17 protein-coding genes are annotated in these 17,001 nt (G+C 61.8%); 5 read left to right on the top strand and 12 right to left on the bottom strand.

The features are described from left to right. Positions 1-223 precede the first annotated feature (223 nt). Positions 224-2,527 carry a hypothetical protein gene (locus PL597_RS18500; protein ID WP_271365922.1) on the bottom strand — a complete coding sequence of 768 codons (2,304 nt, stop codon included), beginning with the start codon at positions 2,525-2,527 and terminating at the stop codon, positions 224-226. Between the two features lie 70 nt (positions 2,528-2,597). Beyond that, positions 2,598-3,896: an adenylosuccinate synthase gene (locus PL597_RS18495; protein ID WP_077981405.1), complete on the bottom strand. Its 1,299-nt coding sequence runs from the start codon at positions 3,894-3,896 to the stop codon at positions 2,598-2,600. Positions 3,897-4,136: 240 nt separating this feature from the next. Here PL597_RS18495 and PL597_RS18490 point away from each other — a divergent pair, with 240 nt between their 5' ends. Beyond that, positions 4,137-5,024 carry a DMT family transporter gene (locus PL597_RS18490; protein ID WP_162520557.1) on the top strand — a complete coding sequence of 296 codons (888 nt, stop codon included), beginning with the start codon at positions 4,137-4,139 and terminating at the stop codon, positions 5,022-5,024. A gap of 91 nt (positions 5,025-5,115) precedes the next feature. On the opposite strand, the gene PL597_RS18485 is transcribed toward PL597_RS18490, so the two are convergent. Further along, positions 5,116-5,649 carry a transglutaminase-like cysteine peptidase gene (locus tag PL597_RS18485; protein WP_077981403.1) on the bottom strand — a complete coding sequence of 178 codons (534 nt, stop codon included), beginning with the start codon at positions 5,647-5,649 and terminating at the stop codon, positions 5,116-5,118. Positions 5,650-6,324: 675 nt separating this feature from the next. On the opposite strand from PL597_RS18485, the gene PL597_RS18480 reads away from it, so the two are divergent. After that, positions 6,325-6,909 carry a transglycosylase SLT domain-containing protein gene (locus PL597_RS18480; protein WP_077981401.1) on the top strand — a complete coding sequence of 195 codons (585 nt, stop codon included), beginning with the start codon at positions 6,325-6,327 and terminating at the stop codon, positions 6,907-6,909. Between the two features lie 196 nt (positions 6,910-7,105). Here the strand turns inward: PL597_RS18480 and PL597_RS18475 are convergent, their stop codons facing one another. The 5 genes from PL597_RS18475 to PL597_RS18455 all read right to left on the bottom strand — a co-directional run bounded on the left by PL597_RS18475 (position 7,106) and on the right by PL597_RS18455 (position 11,345). Further along, positions 7,106-7,720 (bottom strand): alpha/beta hydrolase, encoded by a 615-nt coding sequence (locus PL597_RS18475; protein ID WP_137410873.1) that lies wholly within the window; start codon positions 7,718-7,720, stop codon positions 7,106-7,108. 240 nt (positions 7,721-7,960) lie between these two features. Continuing rightward, complete coding sequence (locus PL597_RS18470) at positions 7,961-8,905, bottom strand: VOC family protein (protein WP_271365920.1); 945 nt, start codon at positions 8,903-8,905, stop codon at positions 7,961-7,963. 164 nt (positions 8,906-9,069) lie between these two features. After that, the gene (locus tag PL597_RS18465; protein ID WP_271365919.1) at positions 9,070-10,146 is read right to left on the bottom strand and encodes a DUF2218 domain-containing protein; all 1,077 of its coding nucleotides are present in this window, start codon (positions 10,144-10,146) and stop codon (positions 9,070-9,072) included. A 71-nt stretch (positions 10,147-10,217) separates the two neighbouring features. Continuing rightward, complete coding sequence (ung, locus tag PL597_RS18460) at positions 10,218-10,931, bottom strand: uracil-DNA glycosylase (protein ID WP_269835133.1); 714 nt, start codon at positions 10,929-10,931, stop codon at positions 10,218-10,220. Between the two features lie 18 nt (positions 10,932-10,949). Then, complete coding sequence (locus PL597_RS18455; RefSeq protein ID WP_077981600.1) at positions 10,950-11,345, bottom strand: VOC family protein; 396 nt, start codon at positions 11,343-11,345, stop codon at positions 10,950-10,952. 253 nt (positions 11,346-11,598) lie between these two features. Between PL597_RS18455 and PL597_RS18450 the strand changes: the two genes are divergently transcribed. Next, positions 11,599-11,955 (top strand): YbaN family protein, encoded by a 357-nt coding sequence (locus PL597_RS18450; protein WP_077981397.1) that lies wholly within the window; start codon positions 11,599-11,601, stop codon positions 11,953-11,955. A 16-nt stretch (positions 11,956-11,971) separates the two neighbouring features. Here PL597_RS18450 and PL597_RS18445 read toward each other — a convergent pair whose 3' ends face one another. From PL597_RS18445 to PL597_RS18435, 3 genes are read right to left on the bottom strand one after another with little or no spacing between them, the layout of a single operon-like run. Next, positions 11,972-12,754, bottom strand: a complete 783-nt coding sequence (locus PL597_RS18445) for a heme ABC transporter ATP-binding protein (RefSeq protein ID WP_137410876.1) — start codon at positions 12,752-12,754, stop codon at positions 11,972-11,974. Continuing rightward, positions 12,751-13,839 carry a FecCD family ABC transporter permease gene (locus PL597_RS18440; RefSeq protein ID WP_077981395.1) on the bottom strand — a complete coding sequence of 363 codons (1,089 nt, stop codon included), beginning with the start codon at positions 13,837-13,839 and terminating at the stop codon, positions 12,751-12,753. The genes PL597_RS18445 and PL597_RS18440 overlap by 4 nt, the downstream gene beginning before the upstream one ends. After that, entirely contained in the window at positions 13,836-14,729 is an 894-nt protein-coding gene (locus PL597_RS18435; protein WP_269824504.1) for a heme/hemin ABC transporter substrate-binding protein, read from the bottom strand. The genes PL597_RS18440 and PL597_RS18435 overlap by 4 nt, the downstream gene beginning before the upstream one ends. A gap of 187 nt (positions 14,730-14,916) precedes the next feature. Between PL597_RS18435 and PL597_RS18430 the strand changes: the two genes are divergently transcribed. Both PL597_RS18430 and hutX read left to right on the top strand, forming a co-directional pair. Then, positions 14,917-15,264 carry an antibiotic biosynthesis monooxygenase family protein gene (locus tag PL597_RS18430; protein ID WP_003522597.1) on the top strand — a complete coding sequence of 116 codons (348 nt, stop codon included), beginning with the start codon at positions 14,917-14,919 and terminating at the stop codon, positions 15,262-15,264. 9 nt (positions 15,265-15,273) lie between these two features. Beyond that, complete coding sequence (hutX, locus tag PL597_RS18425; RefSeq protein WP_142913610.1) at positions 15,274-15,798, top strand: heme utilization cystosolic carrier protein HutX; 525 nt, start codon at positions 15,274-15,276, stop codon at positions 15,796-15,798. A gap of 90 nt (positions 15,799-15,888) precedes the next feature. On the opposite strand, the gene PL597_RS18420 is transcribed toward hutX, so the two are convergent. Continuing rightward, positions 15,889-16,956 (bottom strand): ABC transporter substrate-binding protein, encoded by a 1,068-nt coding sequence (locus tag PL597_RS18420; RefSeq protein WP_077981599.1) that lies wholly within the window; start codon positions 16,954-16,956, stop codon positions 15,889-15,891. Positions 16,957-17,001: the final 45 nt, after the last annotated feature.

Here is a 17,001-nt window from a genome sequence, read left to right as displayed (position 1 = left end):
TTATTCAGGACGGTAGGTGCAGCCCCCTCATCGCCTCGCTGCGCTCCGGCACTTCTCCCCGGCGGGGAGAAGAAGCTGGGGCACCGTCTCATTCCACAGGGGATTTCAGACTGATGCTTTGAGAGGTCGATAGGTTGCCGCAAATTCTTCTCCCCGCCGGGGAGAAGTGCCGGAGCGTAAGCGAGGCGATGAGGGGGCCAGCTCTCGGCAAGCCCCCGGATCATCACTGCCCGGTCGCCGGCGTTGCCGCCGCCCATTCGCTGAGCGCCTTGTCGAAGGCGGCGATGCCGTCATTGCCCTTTTGCAGGGTCAGCAGCGCACGCCGGCCATTGCGATAGGAAACCGGAATGTCGATCCAGTTGCGACTCTTCAGAAGCTCCAGATTGGTCTTCATCGCATCCGGGAAATCGTTGAGCGCAATCATGTGGAAATCGTCGGTGATCTTGGCCGGAACCGCAATCAGGGCGTTGCCGCGATCCTGCTCGGTGCTCTTCATCGCGATGCGCTGGACGCTGTCGATAGCGCCGCCTTCGAAGCCGGGCGATACCGAGAAGACGATCTCGATCAGATGGCTGGCCGGCAGCGACGGGTCGGTATTGCGCTTGAAGGTGATCAGTGCGCTGAGGCCACGGCCGGGAACGTTGATCTGACCCTGCACGGTGGGCGAAGGTTTGCCATCGCCGTCATTTTCCTGCTGCAGCGACCAGGAAACGCTGCCCTGAATGGCGGTCGGCACCGTCTGACCCAGCACTTCCTCATAAAGGAACATGCGGTCGCCGGCGGCGGCGGGCTGCTGCGCCGGCGTGCCGGCAGGCGTTCCGGCTGGCGCACCGGCATTATTGGCCGGAGCCTCGCCCGCAGCCGGCGGCGCGACATTCTGCTCATAGACCGACTGGCCTTCGGCGGTAACGGGCTGGCCGTTCGCGCCCGGCGCAGGTCCCTCGTCACGCTCTGTGCCGTCGGCCAGAAGCCGCTGGGTGAACTTGGTGCCGGTGACGGAGCCGTCATCGCCATGGGCCGGCGTCTGTTGGTTGGTCGGGGACGTCGGCTGCTGCCCCGTGGCGGGCGGCTGCTGGGTCGCCGGCGGTGTCGAGGTCTGCGCCTCACCCGTCCCGTTCGAAGCCGTCTCGCTTGAGCCGCCGTTCTGTGCGGAGCTGACCAGCCCGCCGACCATATCGTTCAGCGCATCGCGGTTCATCCACACGGCATAACCGCCGCCGGCTAGCAGCGCCACGCCGGCAAGGGCAAGCACCACCGACGCATAATTGCGACGCGGCTTCTTCTTGACCATATAAGCGGGCGTCGCGGCGGCAGCGCCCACACCATTCGGTTCGCCCGGAGCCTGACTGGTGGAGGACGACGCGCCGTCATAACCGATCAACTCGTCCAGATCGTCCCAGGGCGTGCGTTCCTTATTGTCCTTTGCCGCTGCCTGATCGCCGAAGAGATCGTTATCGGCGCGCGGCAGCGCTGGCGCGTCCTTCGGCGGAATGGCGATATCCGCATCCTGGAAATAGGACGAAAAATCCTCGACCACGGCTGCCTTTTTCGGGGCCTGCTCTTCCGTCTGGCGATGATCGTCGAAATCGTGCCGGCCACCAAAGGCGGGCGCGTGCTCCACGGCGGCAGGGCCGAAATGGTCATCCGCCTCGCGACGCTCATGCTCGTCGTAAGGGGCCGGCTCGAAGCTTACCTCCGGTTCCTGGTAATGCTGAGCGGCATAACCGGCAACGAGCGGACCTTCGTCGGTCTCGTTACGAACCTCTTCATATTCCTCTCCGGCCGGACGCACATCGTCGTCCTGCGCGTCCTCGAGCTTGCGCCAGTCGTCCTCATCCACCGGCTGCGCCCAATGGGACGGAACGGAATCATCAGCAGGGGCGGACGCCGTTTCAGGCTCCACATAGTCATCCTGCGGCTGGTGAGCCGGCTCTTCTTCCGTACGGACGAAATAGGTGCCGACGGCTTCGTCGGAGCCGTGTGCCGGAGCGTGAGCGGCATGAACCGTTTCCGGCGCATCATAAAGCTCTTCCGGCTCGCGGCCGCCGTGATGCGGCTCCTCATCAGCAGCGGTGTCAGCGTGCCGGGGCTCTTCCTCTTCGACCGCGTCTTCGTAAACCGGCTCGGATTGCGCGGGTTCAGCGGCTGCCGGTTCTTCGTAGACCGGCTCGTGCCGCGCCTCTTCCCGGTCGGCATCCTCCGCCGGCTCGGCGGCGCGGGCGTCGTCTTCGTCGGCGGCATCCTGCTGGTAATAGGACGCCGCCGTCTCTTCCGCAGCGGGAGAGACAGCGTCATCTTCCTCCAGCGCCGGAAGCGCCTCTGCATATTCGCTGTCCACCTCGGCGATTGCGGCGTCCAGCTTGGCGATCTGCCGGCGCAACAATTCTTCCGGCGGACGTGGCTTCATATTCTCGAGCTGGCGCACAACAGCACTGCGCGCCTTGTCGTAAACCTTCGCCCGGTTTTCGGGAGTATTGTTCGCCAAGCCATCCACGGCCTTGCGAATGACTGCTACAAAATCCGCCATAAGCACTTTCTCGTCGTGACCGGCGACGTACCGGCCCGATATGGTTTATGAATCTAGATCGCCGAGGACATTAATCCTCAAACGGATCAGTCACAAGTATGGTGTCGTCACGCTCCGGACTTGTCGACAGAAGCGCGACAGGCGCCCCGATCAATTCCTCGACCTGACGGACATATTTGATTGCCTGAGCAGGCAAATCCGCCCATTTTCGGGCACCGACGGTAGATTCCTTCCAGCCTTCCAGTGTGACGTAGATCGGCTCGACCCGCGCCTGCGCGCCCTGGCTTGCCGGAAGATGATCGATTTCCTGCCCGTCCAGCTTGTAACCGACGCAGATTTTCAGCTCGTCGAGACCGTCGAGAACATCGAGCTTGGTGAGCGCGATGCCGGTAATACCGTTGGTGGCGACCGACTGGCGCACCAGTGCGGCATCGAACCAGCCGCAGCGGCGCTTGCGGCCGGTGACGGTGCCGAATTCATGACCCTTTTCGCCCAGGAACTGGCCGATCTCGTCGTTCAGCTCGGTCGGGAACGGACCTTCGCCAACACGGGTGGTGTAGGCCTTGGTGATGCCGAGAATGTAACCCAGGGAACCCGGACCCATGCCCGAACCGGCAGCGGCCTGACCGGCAACCGTGTTGGAAGAGGTCACGTAAGGATAGGTGCCATGGTCGATATCGAGCAGCGACCCTTGAGCGCCTTCGAACAGGATGCGCGCACCGGCGCGGCGCTTCTTGTCGAGCAGCAGCCAGACGGTTTCGCTGAACGGCAGGATGCGTTCGGCAATCGAGCCCAGTTCTTCCATGATCGTCTCATGCGCCACTTCAGCCGCGCCGAAACCGCGACGAAGCGCATTGTGATGGGTGAGGATGCGGTCGACCTTGGCGGAAAGCGCCTCCATGTCGGCGAGATCCATGACGCGGATGGCGCGGCGGCCGACCTTGTCTTCATAGGCCGGGCCGATGCCGCGGCGTGTGGTGCCGATCTTGGTGCCGCTGTTGGAGGCGGCGTCTTCGCGCATGCCGTCCAGTTCGCGATGCAGCGAAAGAATGAGCGTGGCATTGTCGGCAATGCGCAGGTTTTCCGGCGTGACCTTGACGCCCTGCGCTTCCAGACGGCCGATTTCGGCGATCAGGGCATGCGGATCGACCACGACGCCATTGCCGATGACGGCAAGCTTGCCGGGACGCACGACGCCGGACGGCAGGAGCGAAAGCTTGTAGCTGATGCCATCGATGACAAGCGTATGGCCGGCATTATGGCCGCCCTGATACCGCACGACGACATCTGCCCGCTCGGACAGCCAGTCGACAATCTTGCCTTTGCCTTCGTCGCCCCATTGCGAGCCGACCACCACAACATTCGTCATTTCTTGCTTTCCTGCTCATGGCGCTTGCACGCCCGATAACCCGATGGGAAACCCAAACCCGCGAATGTATACTGCGTTGTTTTACGGAAAGCGACCCTGTTTCTTATGGAGAATTTTGCTTTTTCCGTGACAAGACGCGGATTTCCCGCATTATCTCGCCCCGTGGGGGCCAAGCGCGGGCGCAAGGCCGCCATCCACCCCTCTCCGTTTTCCCACCCATTGAAGAAGCGAAACATCAGCGTGCCTTCGAAAGCCTATATCGCCCTCATCATCGCCACGCTCTGCTGGGGCGGCAACACCGTTGCCGGAAAGCTGGCCGTCGGCCACATCAGCCCCATGGCCTTCACCTTCCTGCGCTGGGTCTTCGCCGTCGCCATCATCTTCGCCATTTCCGTGCCGCAACTCATCAAGGACTGGCCGGTGGTGAAACAGCGCCTGCCCTATTTCTTCGTGCTCGGCAGTGTCGGTTATACCGCCTTTAACGTGTTTCTCTACACGGCCCTGCAACACACCTCGGCCATCAATGCCGCCGTCATCCAGGCCGGCATTCCCATGGTCATCTTCGTCCTGAACTTCATACTGTTCCGCACCCGCGTGCTGTTCGGCCAGATCGCCGGCTTCTGCCTCACCATCGCCGGTGTGGCGCTGCTCGCCTCGCATGGCGATCCGGTCTCACTGCTGCAACTGGAAATGAATGTCGGCGACGCCGTCATGCTGCTCGCCGTGCTTGTTTATGCGATCTACACCGTCATTCTGCGCTGGAAACCGGCCGTCGACTGGCGCACGCTGATGGCCATCCCCGCCTTCTTCGCGCTCCTCACCTCGGTGCCGCTGGTCTTCTGGGAAATCTCCCGCAACAGCGTCGTCTGGCCGGATCAGAAGGGTTGGGTGCTGGTGGTCTATGCCGGCATTTTTGCCTCACTCGTCGCGCAGATCCTGTACATCAAGGGCGTGGAACAGATCGGCGCCAACCGCGCCGGCCTCTTCATCAACCTTGTGCCTGTCTTCGGCACGCTGCTGTCCGTCTTCGTGCTCAGCGAAACGCTGCACACCTATCAGATAGCCGCACTCATCATGGCGCTGGCGGGCATTGCCGTCGCAGAACGAAAAAAATCGCCGGCTTCCTGAACCAACAGGGTCAGGAACACCGGCGCAGTCTGGCAGGCATGAAAGAATGGAGCATCGGATCGCAAACTGTTTCCGATGCTCGAACCAGAGGTCAAAGCGCGGTTTCGCGCTCTGCCGGAGAAAAGACGGCGTTGCCAAGGACGATATCGCCCTTGTCGGTGGTAACGATCAGCACTTTTTCGAGCGATCCGTCATTGTTCAGCGAAAAGGCGAGGCGCAGCGCGCTGGAGGACCAGCCGGCGCCGGCAAGGGCCGTGCGCTTGATGGCGGCGCAATCACCGCAATCGCCAAGGCTCAAAGACGGCGTTGCCGGAACATCGGTTGCAAAACCGGAGACATAATCGTCGAGCGCGCCCATTGTGGCGTTCACGTCGCGGTTGACGCGCAGCAGTTCCTCACGGCGCTCGACCGTCAGCGGCGCAGCGATGGCAGAGACGCACTGGCCGGCTGAAAGAACGCAGCCGTCGAAACCATCAGGCGCGGAAACACCGATCTGCGTCACGGCGGACTTCTCGACGGCGGCGAAACCGCGGGCAAAACCGGCAGCGCCAGCAGCGTCGGCATGGTTGGACATGGAAGCAACGGCAATCCCGCAGATGGCGGCAGCAATAATCTTCTTCAGCATTTCATACCCCGTTTGCGATCCGCCGGCTTGTGCCGGTCTCGATTTCTGTTTTGTGGAGCGCCTCTTGCAAGGGCCGCTCTCCGTCTGTGATCCCACAATGGCACAGCACTGTTTTCAGGCGCTTTAAGCCGATTGCTACAATTTTATCGGTTTTGATTTTTGGGACACCGAGCACATTTTCAGACATGCGCCGATGCCGTCGCCGCGACAGTCGCGGCAACGTGGCGGGAGAGAAAGGGCCGCATCGCTGCGGGGCATGGATTGGTATTGGAGGGTTTGCAGACGATGCGGCCCGGCTCCGATATTTTAACCTGTAACGCACCCGCCAAACCGGTTCCTGTTTGGAAGGAGGTCACATGCCGGCCACCTCAACCGTGACATTGGGAAACTCCCCAGTCTCGGCCGCCTGCCCCGCCCATCTCGCGCCGCGCGCACGTTTGATGACCGGTATGGAGACAAGCCTACCGCGCAGATAGACACCGGGGATGCACGGGGAAGAAAAAAGTCGAAAGATGACAGGAAGCGACGATGCGCGGCTGGTTTTGCCCCATCCCCGCCACAGGAATTTTCAGCGGGTTAACGGCCGCGCGATGTCAGGCATTTGAATTAACCTTGTCTTAAAACCCGACGTTAATGGTTAGCAATTTAAGAATAACGGAACGAAAGGGTTCCGTTATGCGTGGCGTATCTGCCGTTGTTTTTCTGATGCTCGTCCTGGCCGGCTGCGCCACCGCACCGTCGCAGGTCACCAATGCCTGTGCGATTTTCGAGCAGCGGAACGGCATCTTCAACAACTGGCGGCGTGATGCCAAGGCGGCCGAGCGCGAATTCGGCGTGCCCGTGCCGGTCATGATGGCGACGATCTACACCGAATCCGCCTTCCGCCCCTATGCACGGCCGCCGCGCACCAAACTCTTGGGCTTCATTCCCTGGAAACGCCAGTCGAGCGCCTATGGTTATGCACAGGCGCTGGACGGCACATGGAGCGTTTACCAGCGCGAAACCGGCCGCTGGTCGGCAAGCCGCACCGATTTCACCGATGCCATCCATTTCGTCGGCTGGTATCACGCCAAGAGCCGGCGCGAAAACGGCATTGCGCTGAACGACCCCTATAATCTCTACCTCGCTTATTATTCCGGCCATGCCGGTTATGCGAAGGGCAGCTGGCGCAACAATTCCGCGGTCCAAAAGGCCGCCCGCCGCTCCGCCAACATGGCGATGCGTTACGAGGCGCAGTTGCAGCAATGCGGATATCGCTGAGGCGAGACTAGACAAGTTCACTTGAGAACAAGGGACGGAGTAGCAACCACCTCCGTCATCCTCGGGCTTGACCCGAGGATCCATGGTCACGCCGGGCGGTGGATCCTCGGGTCAAGCCCGAGGATGACGTTTTGTCGGGAGCGGCATGGTGCCGGAATGGTCGCGCCAGACGGAGAACGCCTGTGCAGCCACACGCCTATTCCCCATAAGCCGCCAGAAAACCCCTGACCGCATCGATCTCGCCGGCGCGGATTTCATGCCCGCCCGGATGCCATACGGTTTCCACCGTGCCGCCCTGTGCCTTGAGGCTCTGTTCCAGCGCCTTCGTCAGCGGCACCGGGCAGATAGGATCGCGCTCGCCGGCCGTAATCAGCACCCGGCGCGAGGCCTTGGCGGGAGAAATCTTCGGCTCGAACGGGATGAGCGGATGCATCAGCACCGCCGCATCGAAAAGTCCGGGTTCTTCGATCAGCACATTGGCGAGAATATTCGCACCATTGGAAAAACCGAGGCCGATGACCGGACCCGCCTGGTAATGCTCCCGGTTCGCCTTGATGAAATCCGCCATCTTGACGGTCGCCCGTTGAAGGTCGGCCATGTCGTAGACGCCCTCTCCCGTGCGCCGGAAAAACCGCGCCGCACCGTGTTCGGAGACATCGCCGACGGGTGAGAGAATGGTCGCCTCAGGCAGCAGGCGCGAGCCGAAATCGAAGAACTGGTTTTCATCGCCGCCGGTGCCGTGCAGCAAAACGAAAAGTGGAGCATCCGCAGTGCCGGCGCGGGATTTGTGGAAATAACTATCCTTGGTCATGGGAGTATCCTTTCTGGAAGGAAGAAGGTTCAACGATACACGCGGCTTCTTCAGCCAAGCGGAGCAATCATGGGGAGCGAGCGGCTGCCGCCTGTTTCTTCTCCCGGCCGGGGAGAAGTCCGCAGCAGCGGGATGAGGGGGCAAGGGCGGTGAGATACGGCAACGGTGCCCCCTCATCCGACCCTTCGGGCCACCTTCTCCCCGGCGGGGAGAAGAAACGGGCGGCCAAGTCCCTGACAATTAAACCGTCTTTTCATCCCCAAGCGGTTCCAGCTGCTCTTCCAGCACGGAGCGCAGATGCGCGTGCTGGGTCGGCAGTTTCAGCGTCTCGCCGAGATGGGCGGTGTCCTCGTCGCGGTCGAAACCGGGTTCGTTGGTGGCCACTTCGAACAGCACACCGCCTGGCGTGCGGAAATAGATCGCCCAGAAATAATCGCGGTCGATCACCGGCGTCACCTGATAACCGGTATCCATCAGCGCCTTGCGCACCTCCAGCTGCTTTTCACGGTTTTCGACCGCAAAGGCGATGTGGTGCACAGACCCCGCACCCAGCCGCGCGCCAGAAATATTCGGCATGGTCTCGATGTCGATGAAGTCGGCGCCGTTGCCGCCGGGAATGCCGAGGCGCAGTACGCCATCCTGACGATCCACTTCCTGATAGCCCATGAATTTCAAAAGCTCGGCCGTCGCACCTTCATCGCGAAGGCGCAGCGACGCACCCTGAAAACCATGGATCGCCTGATCCGCGCCGACACCGTTGCCGATCCATTGCGCACGGTTGTCGTCCCTGACCTCGACCAGCGCGAAACCGTCGCCATCGGGACCTGCGAAATGCAGGCGCTTGTTGCCGAAGGCTTCATCACCCTTCAGGCCGTCCACGCCGGCCTTCGAAAGACGATCCTGCCAGTAGCCGAGCGATCCTTCCGGGACGGAAAACAGCGTCGTGCCCACCTCACCGGTGCCGGGACGGCCACGGGCGATGTGCGGGAACGGAAAGTAGGTCATGACCGAGCCGGGCGTGCCGACCTCATCGCCATAATAGAGATGATAGACGTCAGGCGCGTCGAAATTGACCGTCTTCTTCACCCGGCGCAGGCCGAGCGTATCGGTGAAAAAATTGTTGTTCTGGCGCGCGCTCGCCGCCATGGACGTGACGTGGTGCAGGCCCTTGATCTGGTTGAGCATGATAAACCCCTTTTGCCTGGCGGGCCTCACGGTTGGGGCCTGCCCTGTTCATGGGGTAAAGATGGGGTAAGAGCGCTCTTGCGCATAGAGTGGGCAACGGGAACGGATTGTTCCCGAATGATGAACGATAAATTCGACTGTTCAACGAGCCCGATAAGGCAGCCTCAATGATCGTCGGCAGCGCCCAAAGTCCAGTAACCGACGGCGCGCAGCGATGCTTTCGGGAAAGCTATCTCGTCGGTGAGGAAGGATTTTGCCGCCCTCGCCTCGGATTTTTCGCAGGCGACAAAGACATGCAGACCGTCATGATCCGCGCTCCAGCCATGGTCGCGCAGCGCCTTTTCGATGAGGCCGGCGGTGCCGGCGGGCTTGCCGCGGCGATAAAGCCATGTCCACTCGACATTTGCCGCGCAGACGATCTCCTGCCGCTCGGCTTCGTCATCGATTTCGGCATAGACGCTGAGCTTTTTCCCGGCCGGCATTTCGGCCGCCATGCGCAGCATCACCGGCAGCGCCGTTTCGTCACCGGCAAAGACATAACGCTCGGCTTCCGGGCAAACACCGCTCGGGCCGATAATGCCGAGAACATCGCCGGGCTTCGCCGTCGCGCCGAAGGTCGCGCCCGGCATGTTCTCACCCTCATGCATGACGAAGTCGATATCGACTTCACCGCGCGCGATATCCCCGGAACGAATGGTGTAAACACGCCGTGTGAGAAGATCGTCGCCCGCCGGCCAGACGATCGCCCCGGTGGGCGCAAGATAAGGCCAGACCGGCGCACGGGCCTGATCCGGCACCAGAAGCAGGCGCACATGCATGCCGCCGGTCAGCAGCTTTTCGATGCCGCTTTCGACGGAAACCACCAGCCGGCGCATATGCGGCGTCAGATTATAGGCGCGGGCAACCTTGCCGACGAAAAGATTGGGCAGTTCACGCTGCTCGGCGCCATGGCCGCTCCAGCGGAAATCCAGCCCCGTCTCGCCGGAGAATTCGACGATATGCTCGGCCACCATCGCCTTTACCGACATCAATATATGTTCGGAAATGCAGCTGACCCTTGCGGCGAAACGGCCGCTCTCGGCGCTGAAGCTGCCATGGCCATATTCGGTCTTGAACCGCACCGTCGCACCTTCGCGTTCCATCTCCATATGCTCGGAAAAATGATCCTCGAAAGCATCGACGATCGACAGCGGATCGGACAGCGAGACGGAGGTTTCGGCAGACAGGAGAGACACGGGCATAATCCTTCACTTCATAGTCCGGTTATCTTTAATCCCGACAACCGCGAAGCGTAAAGGTATTTTATGAGTGTCTAGAGAAGGTTTTTGTCGCTTCCCACCGTTTCCGGCAATTGCCAGTCGATCGGCTGGCGGCCATGGGAGAGGAGAAAGGCGTTTGCCTTGGAAAAATGGCCATTGCCGAAAAAGCCATTATGGGCCGAAAGCGGAGACGGATGCGGCGAGCGCAGCACGAGGTGCTTGCGCTGGTCCACGAAGGCCGCCTTCTTCTGGGCATAGGAGCCCCAGAGCAGAAAGACGACAGGGTCGCATTCATCGTTGACGGCGCGGATGACGGCGTCGGTGAATTTTTCCCAGCCCTGCCCCTGATGCGAGGCGGCGCGGGCCTCTTCCACCGTCAGCACGCTGTTGAGCAAAAGCACGCCCTGTTTCGCCCAGCTTTCCAGAAAGCCGTGACCGACCGGGCGAATGCCGAGATCGTTCTGCAATTCCTTGTAGATATTGACGAGCGAGGGCGGAATGCGCACGCCGGGCTGGACCGAAAAGCACAGCCCATGCGCTTGGCCGAGCCCGTGATAGGGGTCCTGGCCTAAAATGACGACCTTGACCTCATCGAGAGGCGTGAGATCCAGCGCCCGGAAATAGTCCGCGCCCTTCGGGAAGATGCGCTTGCCGGCGGTCTTTTCGGCAAGCAGGAACTCCTTCAGCTTGAGCATATAGGGGCTGGCGAATTCACCGGAAAGAACGCGCTTCCAGCTATCCTCGAGTTTCACGCCTGCCTCTGCCATGCCTGTCTCCATCCGAGCTTATTTGAACCGGTTGCCGCGCTGCAGCACTTCGATCTTGTAACCGTCCGGATCGCAGATGAAAAAGTATTTCGCGAAGGGCTGGCCCTTATAATCGGCTTCGATGATCTTGCCCGGAGAAAGCCCCATGTCGATGAAACGTTGGTGTTCGGCGTCCACATCGGCAACGCTGACGGCAAGGTGGCCGTAACCGTCGCCCAGCGCATAGGGCACTTCGCGGCCGCGATTGACGGTCAGTTCCAGTTCGAAATCACCCTCGGCATTGCTGAGATAGATCAACGTGAAATTCTCGAACTCGGCGCGTTCCGCGATCTCAAGGTCGAAAGCCTGCCTGTAAAATTCCACCGAACGCTTTTCGTCCAGCACCCGGACCATCGAGTGGATCAGCTTGGCCATGGTGTTTTCCTTCTTCTTCCTGTTGACGGCCCGGTTATGCTCCGTGCATCGCGGCCCAAGGGAATAAGGATTGAGCGTCACGCTTTCAACCCTAAAGGCGGTCTGCGACAGGACCTAGCGGCCAGATCACGGCAAATGTGATAGCGGAAACCCCTGATTTTTTGTGGTGTGGCCGGGGCATGCGGCAACGGGACCGCATGGTTTTGAGCCCGCCGCTCTATCCTGAGTGACGAACTCATGATACCGGCTAGGCATGCGCCTTTTATACCTCTGTCTTGGCTGGGTGATGGTCGCGACCGGCATTGTCGGCGCGTTTCTTCCCGTTTTGCCCACCACGCCGTTCCTGCTTCTGGCGCTCTGGTGTTTTTCCCGCTCCTCGCCAAAACTCGAAGCGTGGCTTCTGGCCCACCCCCGATTCGGCCCTTCGCTGCGGCGCTGGCGTGAACGCGGCGCAATTGCCCGCAATGCCAAGGTCGCAGCACTTTCTGCCATGTCCGTCAGTTACGCCGCCTTCTGGTTTCTCAGCGAGCCGCCGCCGCTGCGGGCGACAATCGTCGCCGTCGTCATGCTGGGTTCCGCGCTCTTCATCGCCACCCGTCCGGAAAGCTGAAGCGAAGGACAGGCCCTTAACGGTGGCGCGACTGCGGCAGCACGTAAGGAATATGCCGCGCCGGCAACCGGCCGACGACACCGCCGATGCCATAGACACGCGCAATCGTCTCGTCGCTGATCGTTTCCAGCGAGGGGCCGCTCGCCGTCACGCGGCCGCCATGCATGACGATGAGTTGATCGGCAAATTCCGCCGCAAGATTGAGGTCGTGCAGAATGGCGAGCACCAGCCCGCCGCCGCTTGCAAAGTCACGCGCCGTTTCCAGCACGGCGATCTGGTGGCCGATATCGAGACTTGCGGTGGGCTCGTCGAGAAAGAGCGCCCGCGCCTCGCCGTTTTCCATCGGGTTCGGCACCTGTGCCAGCGCCCGGGCAAACTGCACCCGCTGCTGCTCGCCGCCGGAGAGCAGGTTGTAGGACCGCTGCTCAAAACCGCGCAGCCCGGCCTTGGCGAGCGCCCGGCGGGCCTGTTCCTCCGGCGTACGAGCCCCCTGTGCAACCGCTCCCATGCGCACGATTTCGAGCGCCGTGAAAGGAAACGCCAGCTGGGTGCTCTGCGGCAGTACGGCCCTGAGACGGGCAAGCTGGAGCGGTGTGAAGGCCGGCAGATCGACATCGTTATAGGTCACCGACCCGGCCTCAGGGCGCATCTCGCCCGAGAGAACCTTCATCAGCGTGGATTTGCCAGCACCGTTGGGGCCGATGATGACATTGACCTTGCCGGGCTTCAGATCGACGCTGACCGCATCGAGAAGCCTGCGGCCGGAGCGGATGAGGGTGATGTTTTCAGCCCGGATCATGACATGTTCCGCATGGAAAACCCGCCGCGTCCCAAGAGCAGGAACAGGAAGACCGGCGCGCCGATGAGCGCCGTGACGACGCCGATGGGCAGTTCCGCCGGTGACGCAACGGTGCGGGCGAAACTATCGGCCAGAAGCAGAAGTGCCGCCCCGCCAAGTGCGGAGGCCGGCAGCAGGAAGCGGTGCGACGGACCGATGGCGAGGCGAAGCAGATGCGGCACGACGATACCGACAAAACCGATGGAACCGGCCGCCGCCACGCTTGCGCCGCAGGCGGCGGCAACGGCGAGAATGACGATCCGTTTCAGCCGCTGCACCGGAATGCCCATGTGGAAGGCGGCGGCATCGCCGAGAATGAGCGCATCGAGCCCGCGCGCAACGAAGGGAATGATGGCGAGAACGACAATGATGAATGGCAGGGTGGCGAGCACCTTGGCGGGCGTGGCCCCGCCGAGCGACCCGAGCGACCAGAAGGTGATGTCGCGCAGCGCCCGGTCATCCGCCACGAAGATCATCAGCCCGGTCAGCGCGCCGCTGATCGCCGCAACCGCAATGCCGGCGAGAATGAGCGTGGTGGTGGAGGTCGCGCCGTCCTTGGTGGCGATCAGGTAAAGCACCCAAGTATTCAACAGCCCGCCGAAAAACGCCATGAGCGGCAGGAAATGCGGGCCGAAAAACACGGCAACCGTGGCGAGCGCGCCTTCCCCCAGCGAAATCGCCGCAACCGCAAACAGCGCCGCACCCGAGGTGACGCCGACAATGCCGGGATCGGCCAGCGGATTGCGGAACAGGCCCTGCATCATCGCCCCCGAAACGGCAAGTCCCGCGCCGATCAACATGCCGAGCGCCGTACGCGGCAGGCGCACCGCCTCGAGAATGACCCTGTCGCGCGCATCGAGTTGATCCGCGCCGCCCGTGAAATAAGCCCAGAGTTCGGACATGCCGACACCCGTGGGTCCGCTGACCAGCGACACGCCACAGGCAAACAGCAGGATGCCGACGAGCACGGCAAGGGTGACGACCCCCTGGCGGGATCTGTCGCCCGCAACCCTGCCTTCAGCGGAACTCAAGGCGGCAAGGCTCACGGCTTCACCACGTCGGGATAGAGCTTAGCAGCCAGCTCGCGGCCCGCAGCGGGCGTGCGCGGGCCAAAACCGATGAGATAAAGCCCATCCATGCTGATGAGCGCCTTGCTTGCGGCGGCAGGCGTGGACTGGAAGGCCGGCAACGCGAAAATCTCTTCTGCCTTGGCGGCATGGTCGCCGCGCGCCATGGTCAGCACCACATCGGGTGCTGCGGCAATGACCGCCTCGTCCGTCAGTGGTTTATAACCCGTGATCTCCTGCGCCGCATTGATGCCGCCTGCCATTTCGATGATCGCCGCCGCTTCAGTATCCTTGCCCGCCGCCATGATGCGGCCGCCAGCCGTGGAAAGCACGAAGAGAACGCGCTTTTTGCCCTTTTCCGGCACAGCCGAAACATCTTTGGCGAGCGCATCGAGCCCGGCTTTGGTCTCGGCTGCCAGTGCCTTCGCCCTGTCCGACAGCCCCACGGCCGCGCCGACATCCTCGATCTTTTTGGGGATGGCATTACCGCTCGGCGGCGTATCGACGGTGACGAAAGGCACGGCGCTTGCCTTCAGGATGGCGATGACATCGGCCGGGCCGGAACCGTCTTCAGAGAGGATGAGATCGGGCTTCTGCGACAGGATGCCCTCCGAAGAAAGCGCCCGCATGTAACCGATGTCAGGCTTGGTCAAGGCGTCAGCCGGGTAGCTGCTGGTGCTGTCACGCGCCACGATACGGTCCTGCGCACCCAGCGCATAAAGGATTTCCGTCACCGTGCCGCCCACCGCAACGATGCGCTTCGCCTCCGGATTACCTTTGTCCGAAGCCATGGCAGCCGGCGCTGCAAAGGCGATTGCGACGGGCACGAGGGCGGCGAAAACGAAGGAACGAAGGCGGGAATTCAACATGGCGCTATCCTGAAATACGACCCGGCACGGCTTTGCCCGCGTCACTTAATCTTGAGTTCTTTGCACATGTTTATGGACGGCGCAATCGATAAGTGGAGTATTTTTGTTTGCTTTGTCGTGACCCCCTTCCCAACCTCCCCTCGGCTGGATATCCTGACTCAAACTGGAAACTTAAAGGGAGACTTTCATGTTTATCGCAATGAACCGCTTTCGCGTGGTGCCGGGTTATGAGGAAACCTTCGAATCCATCTGGCGCGAGCGCAAATCGCACCTCAGCGAATTGCCGGGCTATATCGAATTTCACATGCTGAAAGGCCCGAAGGCGGACGACCACACGCTTTATGCCTCGCACACCGTCTGGGCCACCAAGGACGATTTCCTTGCCTGGACGAAATCCGAACAGTTCCGCGCCGCCCATGCCAAGGCCGGCGAAAACCGTGGCAAGGTTGAATATCTTTCCGGCCCGCATTTCGAAGGTTTCGACGTCATCATCCATGAAGACAAGAATGGCGAACGCCGTTCGATTGCGGCCTGAGGCCGCCCGATGAGCATTGCAGCCCAAAAGACCGACGACGAGAGGCGGGCCCGCGCCGCCGCTGCACTCGCCGAAAAGCCTGACGGCGTCGTGGAGGCCATCGCCGCCAAGGCCGAGGTGACGCCAGCCGAAATTCTGGCGATCCTGCCGCAAGGCGCCGCCGTTTCCGCTGCCGCCGACCGGTTCGACACGATCTGGAACGAGATGCGCGGCTGGGGTGAGGTCCTGATGATCGTGCAAACCGGCGACATCGTGTTCGAAGTGCCGGGCCACCTGCCGGAAGGCAACGAAAGCCACGGCTGGTTCAACATCCATGGGGACAGCCCCATCGGCGGTCACATCAAGAAGGACAATTGTGCCGGCATCACCTTCGTCGATCGCGGCTTCCATGGCCGCCGCTCCTGTTCCGTCTGGTTCATGAACGCCGCCGGCAGCGCCATGTTCAAGATTTTTGTCCGCCGTGACGAGAACAAGGAGTTGCGCCCGGAGCAGCTGGCGAGGTTCGAAGCGCTGCGGGACGGTTTCCGCGGCTGAGACCCTGGGAGGAGAGGCTGCCCCGCCTCTCCCAGCCTCCTGTGACAAGCACTGGATGAGGGGAATTCCAGCATTCGCCATTCTCCACGCTTACTGCGACCGCAAGGCCTCGTTCCAGCGCTCGATCAGGCGGCTGCGCTTGACCTGATCCAGATAGACCATCAGGCCAGGGCTGACCGGGACCGGGCGCAGTTGCGCGCCGTGGATGGCCTGCATGGTGTTGGCGGTGTTTTCGCCCGCCACTTCCGGGCTGACGGCGGGGATCTGCAACTGCCGGGCCATGATCGTCTGACCTTCCTTCGACATGAAGAATTCCAGATAACGGCGGCCGAGCGCCGGGTTGGCGGCGGCTTCCGGCACGAGCCCGATGCGTGACATGACTACGGTATAGTCTTTCGGCAGCACGATGCCGACATCCGGGTGGCGCGAGGCCCAGTCCGCCGCATAGGAGCCGAGAATGTTGTAACCCATCACGAAGCGACCGTCCGAGACACGCTCCAGAATGGCGGACGAGGTGGAATAGACCTTCACGCCCGCCGCGCCCATGGCCTTGATGACGCTCCATATATCGCCGAACTGCTCCTGGTCGCGCGACATGAAGAGGAAGCCGACGCCGGAGCGCTCGATGTCGTAAGTCGCGATACGGCCATGCACTTCTTTCGCATGGCGTTCGAGATAGTCGACGAATTCGGCGCGGGTTGCAGGCGGTTTTTCGGTGGTGAAGCTCGGCTTGTGATAAACGAAAACCGCCGGCTCGAAGGTTAGCGCGTAAGCGGTGTTGCGCCAGTTCGCCCAGGCGGGCCAGCGGGCGCTCATGGCCAGATCCGAGCGCTGGGCGTAACCGTCATTGCTCAGCTTCACCTGCAAATCCATGGCGGAGGAGAAGGCGAAATCGGCGGTCTTTTTCCCCGCATCGGTTTCTTTCACGATGCGGTCGTAAATCTCGCCGGTCAGCATATCCTCGTAATGGACGGCGATATCGGGATTGGCCTTCTGGAAACCCTCGATCATCGGCGTCGCCAACGGCTCGTCCAGCGAGGAATAGACGACCAGCGTTTCGGCATCCGCCTTGCCTGACGGCGCCGGAAAGATGGCGACCTGGGCAAGCGCCGGCGAGGCCATGCAAAGACAGAGGCAGAGAAGAAGGCGGATACGCATGAAAAGATCATGCCGCAGGCGGCGGCCATTCACAAGCGCTGAGGG

The sequence above is a fragment of the Agrobacterium sp. ST15.13.013 genome (assembly GCF_027956525.1).
GTDB lineage: Bacteria > Pseudomonadota > Alphaproteobacteria > Rhizobiales > Rhizobiaceae > Agrobacterium > Agrobacterium salinitolerans.
This window is presented reverse-complemented; position numbering and strand designations above follow the sequence as displayed.

Excerpts from the sequence above, each read along its gene's own strand:
- PL597_RS18430 (WP_003522597.1), top strand. The coding sequence starts at position 14,917 with ATGTTTATCGCAATGAACCGCTTTCGCGTGGTGCCGGGTTATGAGGAA.
- PL597_RS18480 (WP_077981401.1), top strand. The coding sequence starts at position 6,325 with ATGCGTGGCGTATCTGCCGTTGTTTTTCTGATGCTCGTCCTGGCCGGC.
- PL597_RS18495 (WP_077981405.1), bottom strand. The coding sequence starts at position 3,896 with ATGACGAATGTTGTGGTGGTCGGCTCGCAATGGGGCGACGAAGGCAAA.
- PL597_RS18470 (WP_271365920.1), bottom strand. The coding sequence starts at position 8,905 with ATGCTCAACCAGATCAAGGGCCTGCACCACGTCACGTCCATGGCGGCG.
- PL597_RS18485 (WP_077981403.1), bottom strand. The coding sequence starts at position 5,649 with ATGCTGAAGAAGATTATTGCTGCCGCCATCTGCGGGATTGCCGTTGCT.
- hutX (WP_142913610.1), top strand. The coding sequence starts at position 15,274 with ATGAGCATTGCAGCCCAAAAGACCGACGACGAGAGGCGGGCCCGCGCC.
- PL597_RS18445 (WP_137410876.1), bottom strand. The coding sequence starts at position 12,754 with ATGATCCGGGCTGAAAACATCACCCTCATCCGCTCCGGCCGCAGGCTT.
- PL597_RS18465 (WP_271365919.1), bottom strand. The coding sequence starts at position 10,146 with ATGCCCGTGTCTCTCCTGTCTGCCGAAACCTCCGTCTCGCTGTCCGAT.
- ung (WP_269835133.1), bottom strand. The coding sequence starts at position 10,931 with ATGGCAGAGGCAGGCGTGAAACTCGAGGATAGCTGGAAGCGCGTTCTT.
- PL597_RS18420 (WP_077981599.1), bottom strand. The coding sequence starts at position 16,956 with ATGCGTATCCGCCTTCTTCTCTGCCTCTGTCTTTGCATGGCCTCGCCG.
- PL597_RS18435 (WP_269824504.1), bottom strand. The coding sequence starts at position 14,729 with ATGTTGAATTCCCGCCTTCGTTCCTTCGTTTTCGCCGCCCTCGTGCCC.
- PL597_RS18450 (WP_077981397.1), top strand. The coding sequence starts at position 11,599 with ATGCGCCTTTTATACCTCTGTCTTGGCTGGGTGATGGTCGCGACCGGC.
- PL597_RS18475 (WP_137410873.1), bottom strand. The coding sequence starts at position 7,720 with ATGACCAAGGATAGTTATTTCCACAAATCCCGCGCCGGCACTGCGGAT.
- PL597_RS18455 (WP_077981600.1), bottom strand. The coding sequence starts at position 11,345 with ATGGCCAAGCTGATCCACTCGATGGTCCGGGTGCTGGACGAAAAGCGT.
- PL597_RS18500 (WP_271365922.1), bottom strand. The coding sequence starts at position 2,527 with ATGGCGGATTTTGTAGCAGTCATTCGCAAGGCCGTGGATGGCTTGGCG.